This window comes from Aestuariicoccus sp. MJ-SS9 (assembly GCF_032586235.1).
Lineage (GTDB): Bacteria > Pseudomonadota > Alphaproteobacteria > Rhodobacterales > Rhodobacteraceae > Aestuariicoccus.
Genome location: NZ_JAWHTD010000001.1, coordinates 262,611 through 279,777 on the forward strand (window position 1 = coordinate 262,611; position 17,167 = coordinate 279,777).

Annotated in this window: 16 protein-coding genes; 9 read left to right on the forward strand and 7 right to left on the reverse strand. The window is 68.3% G+C overall.

Features of this window, described 5'->3' with window-relative positions; translation table 11 throughout:
- The first annotated feature begins 26 nt into the window (after nucleotides 1–26).
- Entirely contained in the window at nucleotides 27–998 is a 972-nt protein-coding gene (locus RXV88_RS01285; RefSeq protein ID WP_316290145.1) for an NAD(P)H-quinone oxidoreductase, read from the forward strand.
- A 57-nt stretch (nucleotides 999–1,055) separates the two neighbouring features.
- Here the strand turns inward: RXV88_RS01285 and RXV88_RS01290 are convergent, their stop codons facing one another.
- Nucleotides 1,056–1,913: a DUF2189 domain-containing protein gene (locus RXV88_RS01290; RefSeq protein WP_316289982.1), complete on the reverse strand. Its 858-nt coding sequence runs from the start codon at nucleotides 1,911–1,913 to the stop codon at nucleotides 1,056–1,058.
- A gap of 183 nt (nucleotides 1,914–2,096) precedes the next feature.
- On the opposite strand from RXV88_RS01290, the gene RXV88_RS01295 reads away from it, so the two are divergent.
- A complete protein-coding gene (locus tag RXV88_RS01295) occupies nucleotides 2,097–3,080 on the forward strand; it encodes a quinone oxidoreductase (RefSeq protein ID WP_316289984.1) in 984 nt (327 codons plus the stop codon).
- Between the two features lie 19 nt (nucleotides 3,081–3,099).
- On the opposite strand, the gene RXV88_RS01300 is transcribed toward RXV88_RS01295, so the two are convergent.
- From RXV88_RS01300 to RXV88_RS01315, 4 genes are all read right to left on the reverse strand, one after another.
- Entirely contained in the window at nucleotides 3,100–3,882 is a 783-nt protein-coding gene (locus tag RXV88_RS01300; protein WP_316289986.1) for an alpha/beta fold hydrolase, read from the reverse strand.
- A 111-nt stretch (nucleotides 3,883–3,993) separates the two neighbouring features.
- The gene (locus RXV88_RS01305; RefSeq protein ID WP_316289988.1) at nucleotides 3,994–4,407 is read right to left on the reverse strand and encodes a cupin domain-containing protein; all 414 of its coding nucleotides are present in this window, start codon (nucleotides 4,405–4,407) and stop codon (nucleotides 3,994–3,996) included.
- Between the two features lie 331 nt (nucleotides 4,408–4,738).
- Nucleotides 4,739–5,410 carry a hypothetical protein gene (locus RXV88_RS01310; protein WP_316289989.1) on the reverse strand — a complete coding sequence of 224 codons (672 nt, stop codon included), beginning with the start codon at nucleotides 5,408–5,410 and terminating at the stop codon, nucleotides 4,739–4,741.
- Nucleotides 5,411–5,442: 32 nt separating this feature from the next.
- Nucleotides 5,443–6,627: an NAD(P)/FAD-dependent oxidoreductase gene (locus tag RXV88_RS01315; protein WP_316289991.1), complete on the reverse strand. Its 1,185-nt coding sequence runs from the start codon at nucleotides 6,625–6,627 to the stop codon at nucleotides 5,443–5,445.
- 223 nt (nucleotides 6,628–6,850) lie between these two features.
- Between RXV88_RS01315 and ftsW the strand changes: the two genes are divergently transcribed.
- The 6 genes from ftsW to RXV88_RS01345 all read left to right on the forward strand — a co-directional run bounded on the left by ftsW (nucleotide 6,851) and on the right by RXV88_RS01345 (nucleotide 13,253).
- Nucleotides 6,851–8,023 carry a putative lipid II flippase FtsW gene (ftsW, locus tag RXV88_RS01320; RefSeq protein ID WP_316289993.1) on the forward strand — a complete coding sequence of 391 codons (1,173 nt, stop codon included), beginning with the start codon at nucleotides 6,851–6,853 and terminating at the stop codon, nucleotides 8,021–8,023.
- A gap of 66 nt (nucleotides 8,024–8,089) precedes the next feature.
- Nucleotides 8,090–9,229 carry a UDP-N-acetylglucosamine--N-acetylmuramyl-(pentapeptide) pyrophosphoryl-undecaprenol N-acetylglucosamine transferase gene (locus tag RXV88_RS01325; RefSeq protein WP_316289995.1) on the forward strand — a complete coding sequence of 380 codons (1,140 nt, stop codon included), beginning with the start codon at nucleotides 8,090–8,092 and terminating at the stop codon, nucleotides 9,227–9,229.
- Between the two features lie 26 nt (nucleotides 9,230–9,255).
- Nucleotides 9,256–10,653 (forward strand): UDP-N-acetylmuramate--L-alanine ligase, encoded by a 1,398-nt coding sequence (gene murC, locus RXV88_RS01330; RefSeq protein ID WP_316289996.1) that lies wholly within the window; start codon nucleotides 9,256–9,258, stop codon nucleotides 10,651–10,653.
- Between the two features lie 323 nt (nucleotides 10,654–10,976).
- Nucleotides 10,977–12,545, forward strand: a complete 1,569-nt coding sequence (locus RXV88_RS01335; protein ID WP_316289997.1) for a hypothetical protein — start codon at nucleotides 10,977–10,979, stop codon at nucleotides 12,543–12,545.
- Between the two features lie 205 nt (nucleotides 12,546–12,750).
- On the forward strand, nucleotides 12,751–13,005 hold the full coding sequence (locus tag RXV88_RS01340) for a DUF2484 family protein (protein WP_316289998.1): 255 nt from the start codon (nucleotides 12,751–12,753) through the stop codon (nucleotides 13,003–13,005).
- Nucleotides 13,002–13,253, forward strand: a complete 252-nt coding sequence (locus tag RXV88_RS01345) for a DUF2484 family protein (RefSeq protein ID WP_316290000.1) — start codon at nucleotides 13,002–13,004, stop codon at nucleotides 13,251–13,253. The genes RXV88_RS01340 and RXV88_RS01345 overlap by 4 nt, the downstream gene beginning before the upstream one ends.
- Nucleotides 13,254–13,625: 372 nt before the next feature.
- On the opposite strand, the gene RXV88_RS01350 is transcribed toward RXV88_RS01345, so the two are convergent.
- Nucleotides 13,626–15,254: an AMP-binding protein gene (locus tag RXV88_RS01350; RefSeq protein ID WP_316290001.1), complete on the reverse strand. Its 1,629-nt coding sequence runs from the start codon at nucleotides 15,252–15,254 to the stop codon at nucleotides 13,626–13,628.
- Between the two features lie 116 nt (nucleotides 15,255–15,370).
- Between RXV88_RS01350 and RXV88_RS01355 the strand changes: the two genes are divergently transcribed.
- The gene (locus RXV88_RS01355; RefSeq protein ID WP_316290002.1) at nucleotides 15,371–16,030 is read left to right on the forward strand and encodes a sulfotransferase family 2 domain-containing protein; all 660 of its coding nucleotides are present in this window, start codon (nucleotides 15,371–15,373) and stop codon (nucleotides 16,028–16,030) included.
- Nucleotides 16,031–16,114: 84 nt separating this feature from the next.
- On the opposite strand, the gene RXV88_RS01360 is transcribed toward RXV88_RS01355, so the two are convergent.
- Nucleotides 16,115–17,059 carry a homocysteine S-methyltransferase family protein gene (locus RXV88_RS01360; protein WP_316290003.1) on the reverse strand — a complete coding sequence of 315 codons (945 nt, stop codon included), beginning with the start codon at nucleotides 17,057–17,059 and terminating at the stop codon, nucleotides 16,115–16,117.
- Nucleotides 17,060–17,167 lie beyond the last annotated feature (108 nt).

A 17,167-nucleotide genomic window follows, 5' to 3' on the forward strand; every position in this document is an offset into this window, starting at 1 on the left:
GACGAGAGGCCCGATCCGTGACCACAATGACCGCAGTCGAAATCACCCAGCCAGGCGGACCCGAGGTGCTGGCGCCCGTCACCCGGCCGGTGCCGGAACCGGGGCCGGGGCAGGTTCTGCTCAAGATCGCTTATGCGGGCGTGAACCGGCCCGACGCGCTGCAGCGCGCGGGCAACTATGCCCCGCCGCCGGGGGCGAGCGACCTGCCGGGGCTCGAGGCCTCGGGCCATGTGGCGGCGCTGGGCGAAGGCGTCACCGGGCTTGCGGTGGGCGACGCGGTCTGCGCGCTCTTGCCCGGCGGCGGCTATGCCGAATACGCGGTGACGCCCGCCGCGCATTGCCTGCCGGTGCCGCGGGGCATGGGCCTGAAAGAGGCCGCCTGCCTGCCCGAAACCTATTTCACCGTCTGGACCAACGTCTTCATGCGTGGCGGGCTGAAAGCGGGCGAGCGGTTCCTGGTGCATGGCGGCTCGTCCGGCATCGGCACGACCGCGATCCAGCTGGCCAAGCATTTCGGCGCGCAGGTCTACGCCACCGCCGGATCGGCCGACAAATGCGCCGCCTGCGCGCGGCTGGGCGCGGACCGGGCGATCAACTACCGCGAGGAGGATTTCGTCGAGGTGCTGCGCGCCGAGGGCGGGGCGAACCTGATCCTCGACATGGTGGGCGGCGATTACATCCCGCGCAACGTCAAGGCGCTGGCCGATGACGGGCGGCTGGTGCAGATCGCGTTCCTGCAGGGGCCCAAGGTCGCGCTGAATTTTGCGCCCGTGATGATGCGCCGGCTGACGATCACCGGCAGCACCCTGCGCCCGCAAAGCGACGCCGCCAAGGCCGAGATCGCCAGCGCCCTGCGCGACCACGTCTGGCCGCTGCTGGATGCGGGCACGGTGGCGCCGGTGATGGATTCCGAATTCGCCCTGGCCGACGCGGCCGAGGCGCATCGGCGGATGGAAGGGTCCACGCATATCGGCAAGATCGTTCTGAAGGTTGCCTGAGAGCCCGGGCGAGAGGCCCCGGACCGGGTCCGGGGCCATGTCGGGCGCGCTGCCCTCTTATTTCACCGCGCGGCGGTAGAAATGCCAGGTGGCGTGGCCCAGCACCGGCAGGGTGATGATCAGTCCCAGCAGCATCGGCAGAGCGCCGATCACAAGGCCCGCGACGACGACCGCGCCCCAGCCCAGCACCACGCGGGGGTTCTTGCGTGTGACCTCGATCGAGGTGGCGATCGCCACCGGCAGGCCGACATGCCGGTCGAGCAGCAGCGGGAAGGACACCACCGAAATCGCCAGCGCCACCAGCGCAAAGACCGCGCCGACGCCGCAGCCGATCACGATCATCGCCCAGCCGGCCCCGGTGCCCAGCACCTGGCGCATGAAGGTGCTCACGCTATCGGGCGGGGCGGTGCCGAGCGTCGCGCCATAGATCTCGGCCGCGGCCAGCATCCAGACCACGAACAGCGCCGTCAGGTAGAGCCCCAGCACCAGAACCGCGCCGAAGCTGGGCGATTCCACCACCCGCAGCGCATCGAGCCAGCGGGCGCTTTCACCTGCCTCACGGCGGCGGCTGATCTCGTAAAGGCCGATGGCGGCCACCGGCCCCAGCAGAGCAAAGCCCGAGATCAGCGGGAAGAGCAGCGGCAGCATCTCCATCCGCAGGCCGATCCCGAAGAGCAACAGCCCGACGACCGGGTAGATCAGCACGATGAACATCACGTCGCTGCGGCTGGCCATGAAATCCTGCCAGCCGGCGCGCAGGGCCGCGCGGATGTCGTCGGTGCTCAGGGTTTGGACCTGCGGCGGGCGGGCGGTCTCGTCCCCGCCCAGCTCACGGGCCGAGGCGGCGAGGTGGCTGCCGGATTTTCCGAGGATTCTGGCTGTCCAGGACAGTGGGTTTCCGATGGTCCGGGCCATGGCATAGCTCCTTTCGATATGCGCAGCGCATCCGTCCGAAGCCCGGCCATGACGCGCCGATGGCCAGACCGGTCAGCTGCGTCTATGTAGACATTATAACACGGAATCGCGCCGCGCCCGTTCACGCTTTGCAGAGCAGCCCGTGACGGGCGCGACCAGCACGTCCAGAGGAGGACCGAACCCATGTCAGAGACCGCAAGAACCGCCATCATCGAGGCCCATGGCGGCCCCGAGCAGTTCAAGATCGTCGAGCGCGAGGTCGGCGAGCCCGGCCCGGGCGAGATCCGCATCCGCCACAAGGCCTGCGGGCTGAACTTCATCGACGTCTACCAGCGCACCGGGCTTTATCCGATGGAGCTGCCCCATGCGCTGGGCATGGAGGCCGCGGGGGTGATCGAGGCGGTGGGCAGCGGTGTCGGCCATCTCAAGGTCGGCGACCGCGCCGCCTATGCCGCGCAGCCGCCGGGCGCCTATTGCGAGGCCCGCGTGATGCCTGCCGCACAGGTCTGCCCGCTGCCCGATGCGATTTCCTTCGAGGAAGGTGCGGCGATGATGCTCAAGGGGCTGACGGTGCAGTACCTTTTCCACCGCACAACGCCGCTCAAGGCCGGGGACACGGTGCTGTTTCACGCCGCCGCCGGGGGCGTTGGATTGCTGGCCTGCCAATGGGCGAAATCCGAGGGCATCCGCCTGATTGGCACCGCGGGCAGCGACGAGAAATGCCAGCTGGCGCTGGATCACGGCGCGGACGCCTGCATCAACTACCGCACCGAGGATTGGCCCGCGCGGGTGCGCGAGCTGACCGAGGGCGCGGGCGTCGACGTGGTGATGGACGCGGTGGGGGCGGACACGTTCGAGGGCTCGCTCGATTCGCTCAAGCCGCTGGGGATGATGATCTCGTTCGGCAACGCCTCGGGGCCGGTGCCGCCGTTCAACGTCGGGATCCTCGGGCAGAAAGGCTCGCTCAAGATCACGCGGCCGACGCTCTTTACCCATATCGCCAACCACGACACCTGCCAGGACATGGCGGCGATGCTGTTCGACAAGGTCGGGTCGGGCGCGGTGAAGATCCGCATCGACCAGCGGTTCCCGCTGGCGGATGTGGCCGAGGCGCATCGCACGCTCGAAGCGCGCAAGACCACGGGGCAGACGATCCTGACGCTGTGACCCGGGCGCTCGCGGGCGCTCAGCCCGCGAGGCTTAGAAAGGCGCGGACGGAGTCCTCGAATTCGCGGGGTTTCTCGGCGTGCAGCCAGTGGCCCGCGCCGGGGATCTTGGCAAACCGCGCCTTGGGGAACAGGGCGCGGATCCGCTCGCGGTGTTCGGGCAGGACGTAATCCGACTGCGCGCCGGACAGAAACAGCACCGGGCCGTCGAAGCTGGCGTCGATCTGAGGAAAGCCCAGGATCTGCGGCATCGCCTCGGCCAAAGCGTCGAGGTTGAGCCGCCAGCGCTTGCCCGCCACGTCCAGCGACTGGGTGAAGAAGGCCTGCAAAGCGGGCTCGGGCACGTTCCGGGCCAGCTGCGCCGCCGCGTCCGAGCGTTTGGCGACCTTGTCCAGATCCACCGCGCGCATCGCCTCGATATACTGGATCTGGGTGTGGCTGTAGGCGACCGGCGCGATGTCGGCCACCAGCAGCGTGTTCACCATCTCGGGGTGTTGCAGCGCCAGCAGCATCGCCGCCTTTCCGCCCATGGAATGGCCCACCACGTCGGCGCGGCCGCCGTGGGCGGCGATCACCTGGGCAAGGTCGGCGGCCATGGCCTCGTAGCTGTGATCGTCCGACCAGAAGCTGTCGCCGTGGTTGCGCTGGTCGACCGCGATCACCTGCCGTTCGTCCGACAGCCGCTTGGCGATCACGCCCCAGTTGCGGGCCGAGCCGTAGAGCCCGTGTACGATCAGCAGCGGCGGTCGGTCGGTGGCGGTGCCGTGAAGGATGGTGTTCAGCATGGCCGCGTCATAGCGCATTTGGGCGGCGGGGGGCCAGAGCCTTGGCGCAAAGCCGCGAAAGTCGCGGTGGATCGGGCGGTCGGCCTGCGGGCCCCGGGACCCCGAACCGGCAGGTGCGGGTGCAGCGGATCATGCCTCGTCGCTGCGGGGGCCCGCATAATCGGCGTCGGTGACCTTTTCCAGCCAGTCGGCGGCGGAGCCGTCCTGCGCCTCTTGCATGGCCAGGTGGGTCATGGCGCAATCGGGCGCGGCCCCGTGCCAGTGCTTTTCGCCAGGCGCGAACCAGACCGTGTCGCCGGGGCGCAGGGTCTGGATGCGCTCGCCTTCTTTCTGCGCCAGGCCAAGACCCGAGACGATCAGCAGGGTCTGGCCCAGCGGATGCGTATGCCAGGCGGTGCGCGCGTCGGGCTCGAAGGTCACCAGCAAGGCATGGAGCCGCGACGGAGGCTCGCCCGCGATCACCGGGTCAAAGCGCACCTGACCGGTGAAATAGTCGGGGTTCGGCGTTTGCGAGGGGCGGCTGCCGGCGCGGTGGATGATCATGGGGCGGCTCCTGTCGGCGGGATGGGGTTGGGGTCACCCTACGCGATGGGGCGCGTTTGGCCAGTGGGGGTGTGTGCCCGGGGGCGTATGTTGTCCGCGAAACGGGTGACACAGGCCGCGACCCGCGCCTGCCCGTGGGGTGGCGCTGCAACCGCAGGTCAGTGCGCTTTATCCCCGCCAAGTCATTGCACCGAACGAACGATGCGCCCACATCGGCCAAAGCGCCAGCCCGCCGGGACGGGCAGGCGCTGGTCGCGGCGGCCTGCGGCCTTGATTCCGCGACCTGATGATTGGCGTTGCCGGACGTCGCCTGTCGTGCAGGGCCGACCGTTCAGCGCGCCGCCCTGTCCTCCGGCGGCTTCCGCAACCCTGCCAGCTGGCCGCTTTCCAACGCCTGGCGATGGATCACGCCCAGATGCGCCGGGATCACCGGCAGGTCGAGCACCCGCGCCATCGCCATCCGGTGGTTGCCGTTGCCCGCCAGAAGCGGCAGGCCGTCGCGGTCGATATGCACGAAGACGCCGCCATGTTCGCGGCGCAGGTGATCCGGCAGATCGCGCATCCGTTCGAACCGGCCGGTCCGGCGCAGATGGTCGAACAGCGCGTCCATCCGCGCATAGCGGGCGACGATGTCGTCGCGGGTCTTGCAGCCGTCCGCCGGTTTGCCCTCGGCGATGCGGCGGAGCATCTCGTCGTAGATGCCGGTCTCGTCCCAGGGCACGCCCTGGGCGAAATGCGCGACGCAGGCGTCGTATTTCACCGTGCCCTCCAGCGGGCGGCGCTGCCTGTCCCAGTCGCCGCCCAGCACCAGCCCGCTGTGCCGGCGGCGGTAATCGTGGGCCCTGGTGCGCTGGAACACATGGGTCACGTCGCGAGGGCGGATCCAGATCGTCTCGTCGCTGAGCGGCGCGCCCGCGCCGAAGCGCAGACGGTTCATCAAGTCGCGCAGCGCCTTGCGGTGCGCCTGCGCCTCGATCAGCCGGTGCAGATGGGTCAGCTTCATCGCCGAGAGGTATGGCGCGGCCGAACGCCCTGTCAAGCGGCGCGCGCAGCGATGGCGCGGCCCGCCGCCACGCCCGAGGCCCAGGCCCACTGGAAGTTGTAGCCGCCCAGCCAGCCGGTCACGTCCACGGCCTCGCCGATGAAATAGAGCCCCGGGACGGTCTTCGACATCATCGTCTTGGAGCTGAGCCCGCCGGTGTCGACGCCGCCCAGGGTGACCTCGGCGGTGCGGTAGCCTTCGGAGCCGGTGGGCGTCAGCCGCCATTGGCCGAGCGCGGTGCAGAGCGCGTCTATGCGGCGGTCGGAGAGGTCGGCGACGTTGCCGGTGAGGTCGTACAGCCCGCCCAGATGCTCGACCAGCCGCGCGGGCAGGTGGCGCGCCAGCTCGGTGGTCAGCGCGCGGCGGCCGTGGCTCTGGCGCTGATCGTGCAGGATTTCGGCCAATGGGGTGTCGGGCAAGAGGTCGAGCTCGATCGTCCCGCCCTCGCGCCAATAGCTCGAGATTTGCAGGATCGCGGGGCCGGATAACCCGCGGTGGGTGAAAAGCAGCGCCTCGTCGAAGCTGGCCGCTTCGTTGTGGACCCGCGACTTGACCGACACGCCCGAGAGGCCCGCGAAGGGATTGTCCGAAAAGGTCAGCGGCACCAGCGCGGGGCGGGTTTCGGTGACGTCATGGCCGAACTGGTGGGCGATGTCGTAGGCCAGGCCGGTGGCGCCCATCTTGGGGATGGATTTGCCCCCCGTGGCCACCACCAACGCATCGGCGGTGACGCGGCGGCGGGCGCCGTCGCGTTCCAGCACGGCGGTAAAGCGCGCGCCGTCGTGGGTCAGATCGGCCAGCGCGGTCTGCAGCCAGAGCTCGGCCCCGGCGGCGGCCATCTCGGCGCGCAGCATGTCGACGATCTGGGTGGCCTTGCCGTCGCAGAAGAGCTGGCCCAGCGTCTTTTCGTGCCAGGCGATGCGGTGGCGGTCGACGAGGTCGATGAAATCCCAGGGCGTGTAGCGGCTGAGCGCGGATTTGTGGAAATGCCGGTTCTGCCCGAGGAACTGGTGAAAGTCGCAGCGGGTGTTGGTGAAATTGCAGCGCCCGCCGCCCGAGATGCGGATCTTTTCGCCCGGGGCGCGGGCGTGGTCGATGACCAGCGTGCCGGCGCCTGCGCGGCAAGCGGCCATCATGCCGGCGGCGCCGGCCCCGAGGATGAGCGTGGGGACATGCATCCCCCGCTGGTGCCACGGACGTGGCGCGAAGGGAAGGGGGCGGTGCGCCGTGAAGGCGCACCCTACGGCGTTTCGCCCGGCCTCGTAGGGTGCGCATTCATGCGCACCGCGCCGTGTCGGGCCGGGCGAATCGCTTTTGTCTGGTCCGGCGGGGCGAAATCCGTTAGTGTCCCGACCAGACCCGGAAAACGGGCGATCGAGAGGCAGTTCAGGCGGTGTTCCCATGACGGAAATGGTCTATGGCGCGGTACCCGTGCGCAATGTCGAGCCGGTCTTGCCGAAATGGTGGCGGACGGTCGACAAATGGTCGTTGTCCTGCGTGTTCATGCTCTTCGGCATCGGCATTCTGCTGGGGCTCGCGGCCTCGCCGCCGCTGGCCGAGCGCAACGGTTTCGGGCCGTTCCACTATGTCGAGCGTCAGGCGGTCTTTGGCGGGCTGGCGCTGAGCGCAATGCTGATCACCTCGATGATGAGCCCGGTCGTGGTGCGGCGGCTGGCGGTATTGGGCTTCCTCGGCGCTTTCGTGGCGCTGGCGCTGCTGCCTTTCTTCGGCACCGATTTCGGCAAGGGGGCGGTGCGATGGTACAGCCTCGGCTTTGCGTCGTTGCAGCCGTCGGAGTTTCTCAAGCCCGCCTTCGTGATCGTGGCGGGCTGGTTGATCGCGGCAGCGCAGGATCTGGGCGGGCCGCCGGGCCGGCTTTACTCCTTTGCGCTGACCGTGGCGATCGTGCTGATGCTGGCGATGCAGCCCGACTTCGGGCAGGCGGCGCTGGTGCTTTTCGGCTGGGGCGTGATGTGGTTCGTGGGCGGCGCGCCGATCGTGCTGTTGCTGGCGCTGGCGGGGATCGTCGTTTTCGCGGGCACCCTGGCCTATGAATATTCCGAGCATTTCGCGCGCCGGATCGACGGCTTTCTGAACCCCGAGCTCGATCCGACCACGCAGCTGGGCTATGCCACCAACGCCATTCAGGAGGGCGGCTTTTTCGGGGTCGGCGTGGGCGAGGGCCAGGTGAAATGGTCGCTGCCCGATGCCCATACGGATTTCATCATCGCCGTGGCGGCCGAGGAATACGGGCTGATCCTGGTGCTGTGCATCATCGTGCTTTACGCCACCATCGTGGTGCGCAGTCTTGTGCGCTTGATCCGCGAGCGCGATCCCTTTATCCGGCTGGCCGGGACGGGTCTGGCCTGCATGTTCGGCGTGCAGGCGATGATCAACATGGGGGTTGCGGTGCGGCTCTTGCCGGCGAAGGGCATGACGCTGCCCTTCGTCAGCTACGGCGGATCCTCGCTGATTGCCGGGGGGATCGCGCTGGGCATGTTGCTGGCCTTTACAAGGACCCGTCCGCAGGGCGAGATAGGCGACATTCTGCGGGGACGTCTGCGCCCGCAGTAACGGTCGGGAGCAGCGGTGCGCAGTGAATGCGCACCCTACGCAGAGCAAGGGGCTGAGAGGCGCGGCATGGCAGAAAGGTTTCGCCCCCCGTTGGTGGTGATCGCCGCGGGCGGCACCGGGGGGCACATGTTCCCCGCGCAGGCCCTGGCCGAGGTGCTGCTGCGCCGTGGCTGGCGCGTCCGGCTGTCGACCGATGCGCGTGGCGTGCGCTATGCCGGGGGCTTTCCCCCTGCGGTCGATATCGAGGAGGTGAGCAGCGCCACCTTTGCGCGCGGCGGCGTTGCGGCCCGCGCGCTGGCGCCCTTCCGCATCTTGGCAGGCATAGCGGCGATGGCCTGGCGGCTGTGGCGCGACCGGCCCGACGTGGTCGTGGGCTTTGGCGGTTATCCGTCGATCCCGGCGCTGGCCGCCGCCTGGCTCTTGCGCCTGCCGCGGATGATCCACGAGCAGAACGGCGTTCTGGGGCGGGTCAACCGGCTCTTTGCCACGCGTGTCGACACGGTCGCCTGCGGCACCTGGCCCACCGATCTGCCCGAGGGCGTCGAGGGCGTGCATGTGGGCAACCCGGTGCGGCAGGCGGTTCGCGACCGCGCCGGTGCCGGCTACATCGTGCCGGGCGATTATCCCATGTCGCTTCTGGTGATCGGCGGCAGCCAGGGCGCGCGCATCCTTTCGGACATCGTGCCCCCCGCCATCGCGGCCCTGCCCATCGGCATGCTGCGCCGTCTGCGCGTCAGCCACCAGGCCCGCGACGAGGACGGCGATCGCGTCGCCGCCTATTACGCCGAGAACGGCATCGACGCCGACGTGCAGCCTTTCTTCCAGGACGTGCCCGCCCGCATGAGCGAGGCCCAGCTGGTGATCTCGCGTTCGGGCGCATCTTCCGTGGCCGATATCTCGGTCATCGGGCGGCCCGCCATCCTGATCCCCTATGCCGCCGCCACCGGCGATCACCAGACCGCCAATGCCCGCGGGCTGGTCGAGGCCGGCGCCGCCATCCGCATCCCCGAGGCCAGGCTGACCATCGAGGCGCTGACCGAGGCGATCGTGGCCGTCCTGGGCAACCCCGAAGGCGCGGCGCTGATGACCCGCGCGGCCTTGTCCGTCGCGAAACCCGACGCCGCGCTGGAACTGGCGGCGCTGGTCGAGGACCTGGCCGGGGTCGACCGCCACCCCGAAGGCACCGACGGGGAACAGAGCAGATGAGAGATGATCACAAGGGAGAGCCGACCATGTCCGCCGCCACCAAACTGCCCGGAGACGTGGGCCCCATCCATTTCGTCGGCATCGGCGGCATCGGCATGTCGGGCATCGCCGAGGTGCTGCTGAACCACGGCTACGTGGTGCAGGGCTCCGACCTCAAGGCCTCGAAGATCACCGAGCGGCTCAAGACCCTGGGCGCGCATGTGTTCGAGGGCCAGAAGGCCGAAAACCTCGACAAGGCCGAAGTGGTGGTGATCAGCTCGGCCATCAAGCCGGGCAACCCCGAACTGGACGAGGCGCGCAGGCGGGGCCTGCCGGTGGTGCGCCGGGCCGAGATGCTGGCCGAGCTCATGCGGCTGAAATCCAACGTGGCGGTGGCCGGCACCCACGGCAAGACCACGACCACCACGATGGTCGCCACGCTGCTGGACGCGGGCAATTTCGACCCCACCGTGGTCAACGGCGGGATCATCCACGCCTATGGCTCGAACGCGCGGGTGGGTCTGGGCGAATGGATGGTGGTCGAGGCCGACGAGAGCGACGGCACCTTCAACCGCCTGCCCGCGACCATCGCCATCGTCACCAACATCGACCCCGAGCATATGGAGCATTGGGGCGATTTCGACACGCTGCGGCAGGGCTTCTACGATTTCGTCTCGAACATTCCGTTCTACGGGCTGGCGGTCTGCTGCACCGACCACGAAGAGGTGCAGCGGCTGGTGGGCCGCATCACCGACCGCCGCATCGTGACCTACGGCTTCAACGCCCAGGCCGACGTGCGCGCGGTGAACCTGCGCTACGAAAAGGGCGTGGCGCATTTCGACATCGCGCTGCAGGCCGACGAGCTGGTGATCGAGGGCTGCACCCTGCCGATGCCCGGCGATCACAACGTCTCGAACGCGCTGGCGGCGGTGGCGGTGGCGCGGCATCTGGGGATGGCGCCCGACGCGATCCGCGCGGCCCTTGCGGCCTTCGGCGGCGTCAACCGGCGCTTTACCCGGGTGGGCGAGGTGAACGGCGTGACCGTCATCGACGATTACGGCCACCACCCGGTCGAGATCGCGGCGGTGCTGAAAGCCGCGCGGCAGGCCAGCGACGGGCGGGTGATCGCGGTGCACCAGCCGCACCGGTACTCGCGGCTTTCGAGCCTCTTCGACGATTTCTGCGCCTGCTTCAACGAGGCCGACGTGGTCGCCATCGCCGAGGTCTTCGCCGCGGGCGAAGAGCCTATCGAGGGCGCGTCGCGCGACGATCTGGTGGCCGGGCTGATCCGCCACGGCCACCGCCACGCCCGCGCCATCCGCGACGAGGACGATCTGGAGCGTCTGGTGCGCGAACAGGCCAAACCGGGCGACATGGTGGTCTGCCTCGGCGCGGGCACGATCAGCACCTGGGCCAACAACCTGCCCGAGCGGCTGTCGCGCTGACGTCTGTGCAGGCGCAACACGGCCCCGGGCCCGACCCGGGGCCTCCCGGTTTGCCATAAGGCTCCGGGTCGGGCCCGGGGCCGTGTTGCGCACGTGATCGACGTGGCGACCGGCACCTGCCCGTGGGATGGCGCGGCAACCTGGGGTCATTTACTTTATCGTCGGCAAGTCATTGCTTCGAAGGGGCGGCGTGCTGTCCTCCCCAAAGCGCCAGCCCGCCGGGACGGGCAGGCGCTGACAGCAGGCGGCCTGCGGCCTTGTCCCGCGACGCGAGGCGTTGAAAGGCCGTTGTGCAGGGGAAATATCTGACGCAGTATCGCGTCATGCGGGCAGAAGACATCGAGGATCGCAAGACGCTGCAGGCGTGGCTGACGGACCGGCCCCGCGCCGACGCCTTGGCCATCGCCCACCGCGCGGCGCTGCGGGTGCTGCCGGTTTGGGGCGCGGCAATGGAGGAGGACTGGGCGCGAAAAGGTGAAGTGACTGCTTTGCCGCTTTTGCGGTGCAATTTGATATCGGCGGTTGCGGCTCTTGTGCCAACCGCCGATATCACGGACGCCGCCGCCCGCGCCACCGCCACCGCAGCCCGCTCCGCCGCCTTCGCCACCACCACCGTCGACGCCCACGCTGTCGCAGACGCCCGCGCCGCCGCCTTCGCCTCAGCCGATACCGACGTCCGCGCCGCTACCGACGCCCGCGCCGCCTTCACCTCCGCCCGCGCCGCCGCCCGTGCCGCCACCACAGCCGACGCGTGGGATGCCATTCGTGCCGATGCGCAGGCGCTGGAGGCCGGCAACAATCCCTTGTTCGACGATATCTGGCACTTTGAGAATCCGGAATTCTTCACGCCCGCCACTGCCGCAATGGTGAGTATCTGGAAAAACGATCCCCCCGCCCGCTGGACCTTCTGGCGGCGCTGGTGGGACGCGGCGGTCAACGGCCAGCCGCTCGACCCGCAATTGCAGCTCGCCATTGTTCAGGGCGTGGACGACGACACCTGGCAAGACCCCGACAAGACCGCCGCCCGCATCGCCGAGATCGAGGCGGGGTTCGTGCCGAAACTGTCCGATGCGGCCTTTGCCGATTTCCGGTTCGATGACGTGCATCACTGGATGGTGCTGGTCGATTTCGACGACGACCTGGCGCATCTGCGCGATCCGGAGGTGATCCGGGCCTTCCACGAGGATTGTGAAGACCTGCGCGACCAATTGCAGGATTTCATCGATTTCGCGGGCGATGCGATTGCAGGGGACGGGAACAGGGCGGTTGCCATGGTCACCTCGGCCGACAAGCTGCTGCGTGAATTGCAGCGCGCCGACGGGGCAGATCGCCTGCGCGCGCGACGCTTCGTGCAGCTTGGCCAGTACACCGAGCTGCGCGCCGCGATCGAGGCCGACCGCAAACGTGTTGGCGAGATTAACGCCAAGGCACTGGACGATGCGCTGGACGCCTTCCGCGCGCTTTGCCGCAAGCATCTTGGACCGGTGCTGCGGCGGATGGAGCCTTTGGACGGCTTCGATTTGGGGCACCACGATCCGGAAGACCTGCTCGGGCTTTTGTCGGATGTGGTCGCGCGGTTGAAGTCGGCGCAGATCGAAGGGCTGAAACCGCTAGACCCCGATGCGCAAGCCGCGTTTGACGATATGGTCGATGCTTTGAAAGACCTGAGAACGCAGCTTGCCGAGGCGCAGAGCGAGGAACGCCGGTCATATCTTCGGGAGCGGTTCACGCGCGGCTATGTCGGGGCCTTTGCCACCGTGAAGCGTCTGACGGAGCGCATGACGCCTTACGCCGAGGGCACGACGAATGCGGTGGACGGGGCGATCAGGAACCAAGGTCGGTTCAAGAAGTTTTCCGAATTGGTGGAGTGGCTGTCGCAGTTCCTGACGTGAGACGGCTTTGCCCTTGCCCCGTGTGCCTGCCGCCGGAACGGACGCTTTGCAACGCCGTGTGGTGCAGGGTGGCGAGGCCGTCGTTGGATGTATCGACGGCGAAAGTGCCGGGGCGGGTGCCCGGAACGGACCATTTTTGCGCCATCATGTTTCCGCATCGCCGTGGCATAGGGCGGTGAGGATCACCAACGGGAACCTTTGAAACATGAGCATGGCGCTTTTTGCAGGCTGTCTTTGGGTGCTGGCGGCGACGCTGGTGGCGTTTCTGCCGATGCGACGGCAATACGTGCCGGGGGTGGCGCTGCTGATCCTCGCGCCGGGCGTGATCGGCTGGATCGGGCTGGCGCATGGCTGGCTTCCGGGGGCGCTGGCGCTGGCGGCCTTCCTGTCGATGTTCCGCAATCCCTTGCGCTATTTCTGGGCCCGTGCGCGGGGCCGTACTCCGGAGGTGCCGAAATGAGCCTGTCGCTGACCGCTGCGCTTGGCTGGATGATCCTGGCCAATGTGCTGGGCATGATCCCGTCGAAGGACAACCACTGGCGGAGGGCCTATATGCTGATCGCGTGCGGCCTGCCGCTGCTGGGCTGGGTGTTCTGGGAGAACGGGTTCTGGACCGGCGCGGTGGTGCTGGCGGCAGGCATGAGCGTGCTGCGCTGGCCGGTGCGGTACCTGCTGCGCTGGCTGCGCCGGGTGGCGGTGCCGGCGTAGGGCAAGGTCGGGGCTTTCGGGGCCGACGACAGTTGATCGGGGTCGGCGCTCGCGCGGCGGCCCGCGGCCACGCTTGCGTGCTGGACCGGACATGTCTTGAACAAGCGCGCCAAAGGCACGGAATCAAGGCCGCAGGCCGCCGTGCCCAGCGCCTGCCCGTCCCAGCGGGCTGGCGCTTTGGTAACGTGGGCGCGCCGCTCGTTCGATGTAATGACTGGGCAGGGATAAAGGGTCCAGAAAGCCGGTAGCAGCGCCACCCCACAGGCAGGCGCTGGGCACGGCATCCACCTTCCCTTTGGTTTGCAGAGGCGGTCGTGCTTTAGGGCGGTATACTTGCCGGTCCGACCACCGAGCTACTTCTCTGCGGTTTGCCTAAACCTCTGCCGCCAGCTTGCGCAGTTCGAATTTCTGGATCTTGCCGGTCGAGGTCTTGGGCAATTCCTGGAACACCACCCGCTTGGGCGTCTTGAACCCGGCCAGCCGGGCGCGGGCATAGGCGATAAGCTCGTCCTCGGTCGCCGCCGCGCCGACCTTCAGTTCGACGAAGGCGCAGGGGACCTCGCCCCATGTCTCGTCGGCCTTGGCCACCACCGCGCAAAGGTTGACGGCGTCATGACCCATCAGGCAGCCCTCGACCTCGACCGAGCTGATGTTCTCGCCGCCCGAGATGATGATGTCCTTGGCGCGGTCGGCGATCTGGACGTAGCCGTCGGGATGCATCACCGCGATGTCGCCTGAGTGGAAATGCCCGCCGGCAAAGGCCTCGGCCGTGGCCTCGGGGTTCTTGAGATACCCCTTCATCACCGGGTTGCCGCGAATGACGATCTCGCCCTGGGTCTTGCCGTCGCGCGGCACCGGCGCGCCGTCCTCGCCGATGACGTCGATGCCCTCCATCATCGGCATGCCGACGCCCTGGCGCGCCTTGATGGCCGCCTGGTCGTCCTGGCCCAGCCCGTCCCAGCGCTGGCCCTGCCAGATGCATTCGGTGACATGGCCGTAGGTCTCGGTCAGACCGTAGACCTGCATCACGTTGAACCCCAGCCTGCCGATCTTGGCCAGCGTCGCGGGGGCGGGGGGCGCGCCGGCGGTAAAGAGCTCGACCGTATGGTCGAAGGCGCGGCGGTCGTCCTCGGCAGCGTTGACGATCATGTTGAGCACGATGGGCGCGCCGCCGAAATGGGTGACACCCTCGTCGGCGATGGCGTCATAGATCGCGCGGGCGGTGATGTCGCGGCAGCACACGACGGTTCCGCCCAGCATCGGCATCATCCAGGTGTGGTTCCAGCCGTTGCAGTGAAAGAGCGGCACGATGGTGAGGTATTTCGCCCGCAGCGGCATCTGCCAGCTCACGGCCGTGCCCATCGTCATCAGATAGGCGCCGCGATGGTGATAGACGACCCCCTTGGGGCGCCCGGTCGTGCCCGAGGTATAGTTGAGCGCCAGGCTCTCCCATTCGTCCTGAGGCATGAGCCAGTCGAAGGCCGGATCGGCCCCGGCCAGCATCGTCTCATAATCCAGGTTCCGGCCCGTGCACGGGTGTCCGGCCTGCGGATCGGCCACCTCGACCAGCGTGGGGGCAGGGCCCTCCATCCGCGCGATGGCCTCTTCGACCATGGGCAGGAATTGCGGATCGACCAGCGCGACGCGCGCCTGCCCGTGGTCAAAGATATAAGCCACCGTATCGGCATCGAGCCGCGTGTTGATCGTGTTGAGCACCGCACCGCATGCGGGCACGCCGAAATGCGCCTCTGCCTGGGCGGGGATGTTCGGCAAAACCGTCGCCACCACGTCGCCGGGGCGCACGCCCATGGCCGCCAGCGCGCTGGCCAGCCGGGTGCAGCGCTCGTGATATTGCGCATAGGTCGCGCGGTGATCGCCGTAGACCACCGCTTCGAGATCGGGAAAGACCTGGGCCGCGCGCCGCAGATGCGACAGCGGCGTCAGCGGCACGAAATTCGCCGCGCATTTCTCCAGCCCCGTTTCGTCCGGCAAGTTTGCCATGATCGCGCCTCCCGATGTCAATTCCGACCGGAACTATGCGTCGCTTTGCCCGTTTAGAAAAGCCCCGCCGGCGCGCCGGGGATTCCATTTTTCGCCCGGCCCGCTAGGGTGCGCACATGATCGTCTCACCGGGCCGCGGCTATATCTTCGTGCACATCCCCAAGACCGGCGGCACCTCGATGGCGCTGGCGCTCGAGGCGCGCGCGATGGCCGACGACATCCTGATCGGCGACACGCCCAAGGCGCGGCGGCGCAAGGGGCGGCTGGCGCAGCTGACGGCGCGGGGCCGGCTCTGGAAACATTCCACGCTGGCGGATATCGACGGGGTGCTGACCCCCGCAGAGATCGCCGGCATGTTCACCTTCACCCTGGTGCGCAACCCCTGGGACCGGCTGGTCAGCTATTACCACTGGCTGCGCGCACAGCGCTTCGATCACCCCGCCGTCACCCTGGCCCAAAGCCTCGGCTTCGCCGACTTCCTGACCCATCCGCAGACCGTCGGCGCGATCACGGCCAACCCCTATGGCAGCTACATGCGCGACGCGGGCGGCACGGAACGGGCCAGCGCCTATCTGCGGCTCGAACATCTGTCCGAAGACATCGCGCCGCTGGCCGAACATCTGGGCTTCACACCCGCGCTGCCGCACCGCAACCGCTCGGCCCGCGCCGCCGACTTTCGCGGCTACTACACCGATGCGCTCGCCGAACACGCCGCCGCCCTCTGCGCCGAGGACATCGCCCGCTTCGACTATCGCTTCGACCCGCCCTTTCACTGATCCATAAATATCCCGGGGGGCTGCGCAGAAGCGGGGGCAGCGCCCCCTCGACGGCACCGTCAGGAACCGCCATTGACCGAACGCCTATCCGGCATCCACCCCGGCGCAGCGGCGGGCCAGTTCCGCCATGTGCTCCGTCGTCGAGCCGCAGCAGCCCCCCAGATACCGGGTTCCGAAGACCGCGCGCAGGGCAAAGACGTTGCGTCCGAAATCCCGGGGCGCCTCGGTGTCGATCTCGTCGAGCCCGTCCAGCTCTTCGGGTGTCTTGGCCGAGGTATTGGCGTCTATTCCCAACACCCGCTCCGCCGCCGCCGGGTCCCGCGCCCGGACGGTTCCCATGGCAGAGGCAAAGACCGAGGCGTGCACGCAGTTGATGTTGTAGCCTTCGGGCGGGCGGGGCACGGCGTCGTCGATCGCGGCCGTGGCACGGTCCAGCGGCGTGCCGTCGAGCAGCGTACCATCGGCGCGGATGACAAAGCTCAGAACGTAAGGCACCTCCGTCTCGGCCAGCAGCCGCGCGATGCCGCGCGCCTCCCCAAAGGCGGGCAGGGTCTGAACCTTGAACAGATCGACCCCGCTGTCGGCCAGCGCCGCGATCTGGGGCGCGTGAAAGCGCATCGCGCCGTCCTCGTCCGGCGCCTCCTCGGGTTTGTAGCCGTCTCCCGCCGGGCCGGTGATCGCGGCAATCAGGATCGGCGCGGCCCCGGGCCCATAGGCCGCGCGCAGCTCTTTCATGAAGGCGCAGCCATCGGCGTTCACCGGCTCAGCGGCAAAGCGCGACCGCGCGATGCGGTCGGCGCTGGTGCGCCAGGTCGGCGTGCCGGCGACCATCGGCAAGCCGTGGCGCTGGCCGATGTCGAGATATTCGCGATGCGTCGCGGCAAGCACCTCGCGGCCGGTGTCGTCATAAAGCATCCCGGCATAAGCGATGTGAGGATCGAACGTGTCGGCCGCGCCGCGCCGCAGCCTCTCGTACATCGACCCCTCGCCCAGGATGACGGGAAAGCGGCCCGGAAAAGCGCGTCCCATAGCGGCATCCCTTTCGGCCCTGTCAGACGATCAACTTACCATAATCCAGGCTGCCCGCCAAACCCGGCCACTGTCGCAGCGCCTGCAACAAGCCCGAAACTTTCCTCG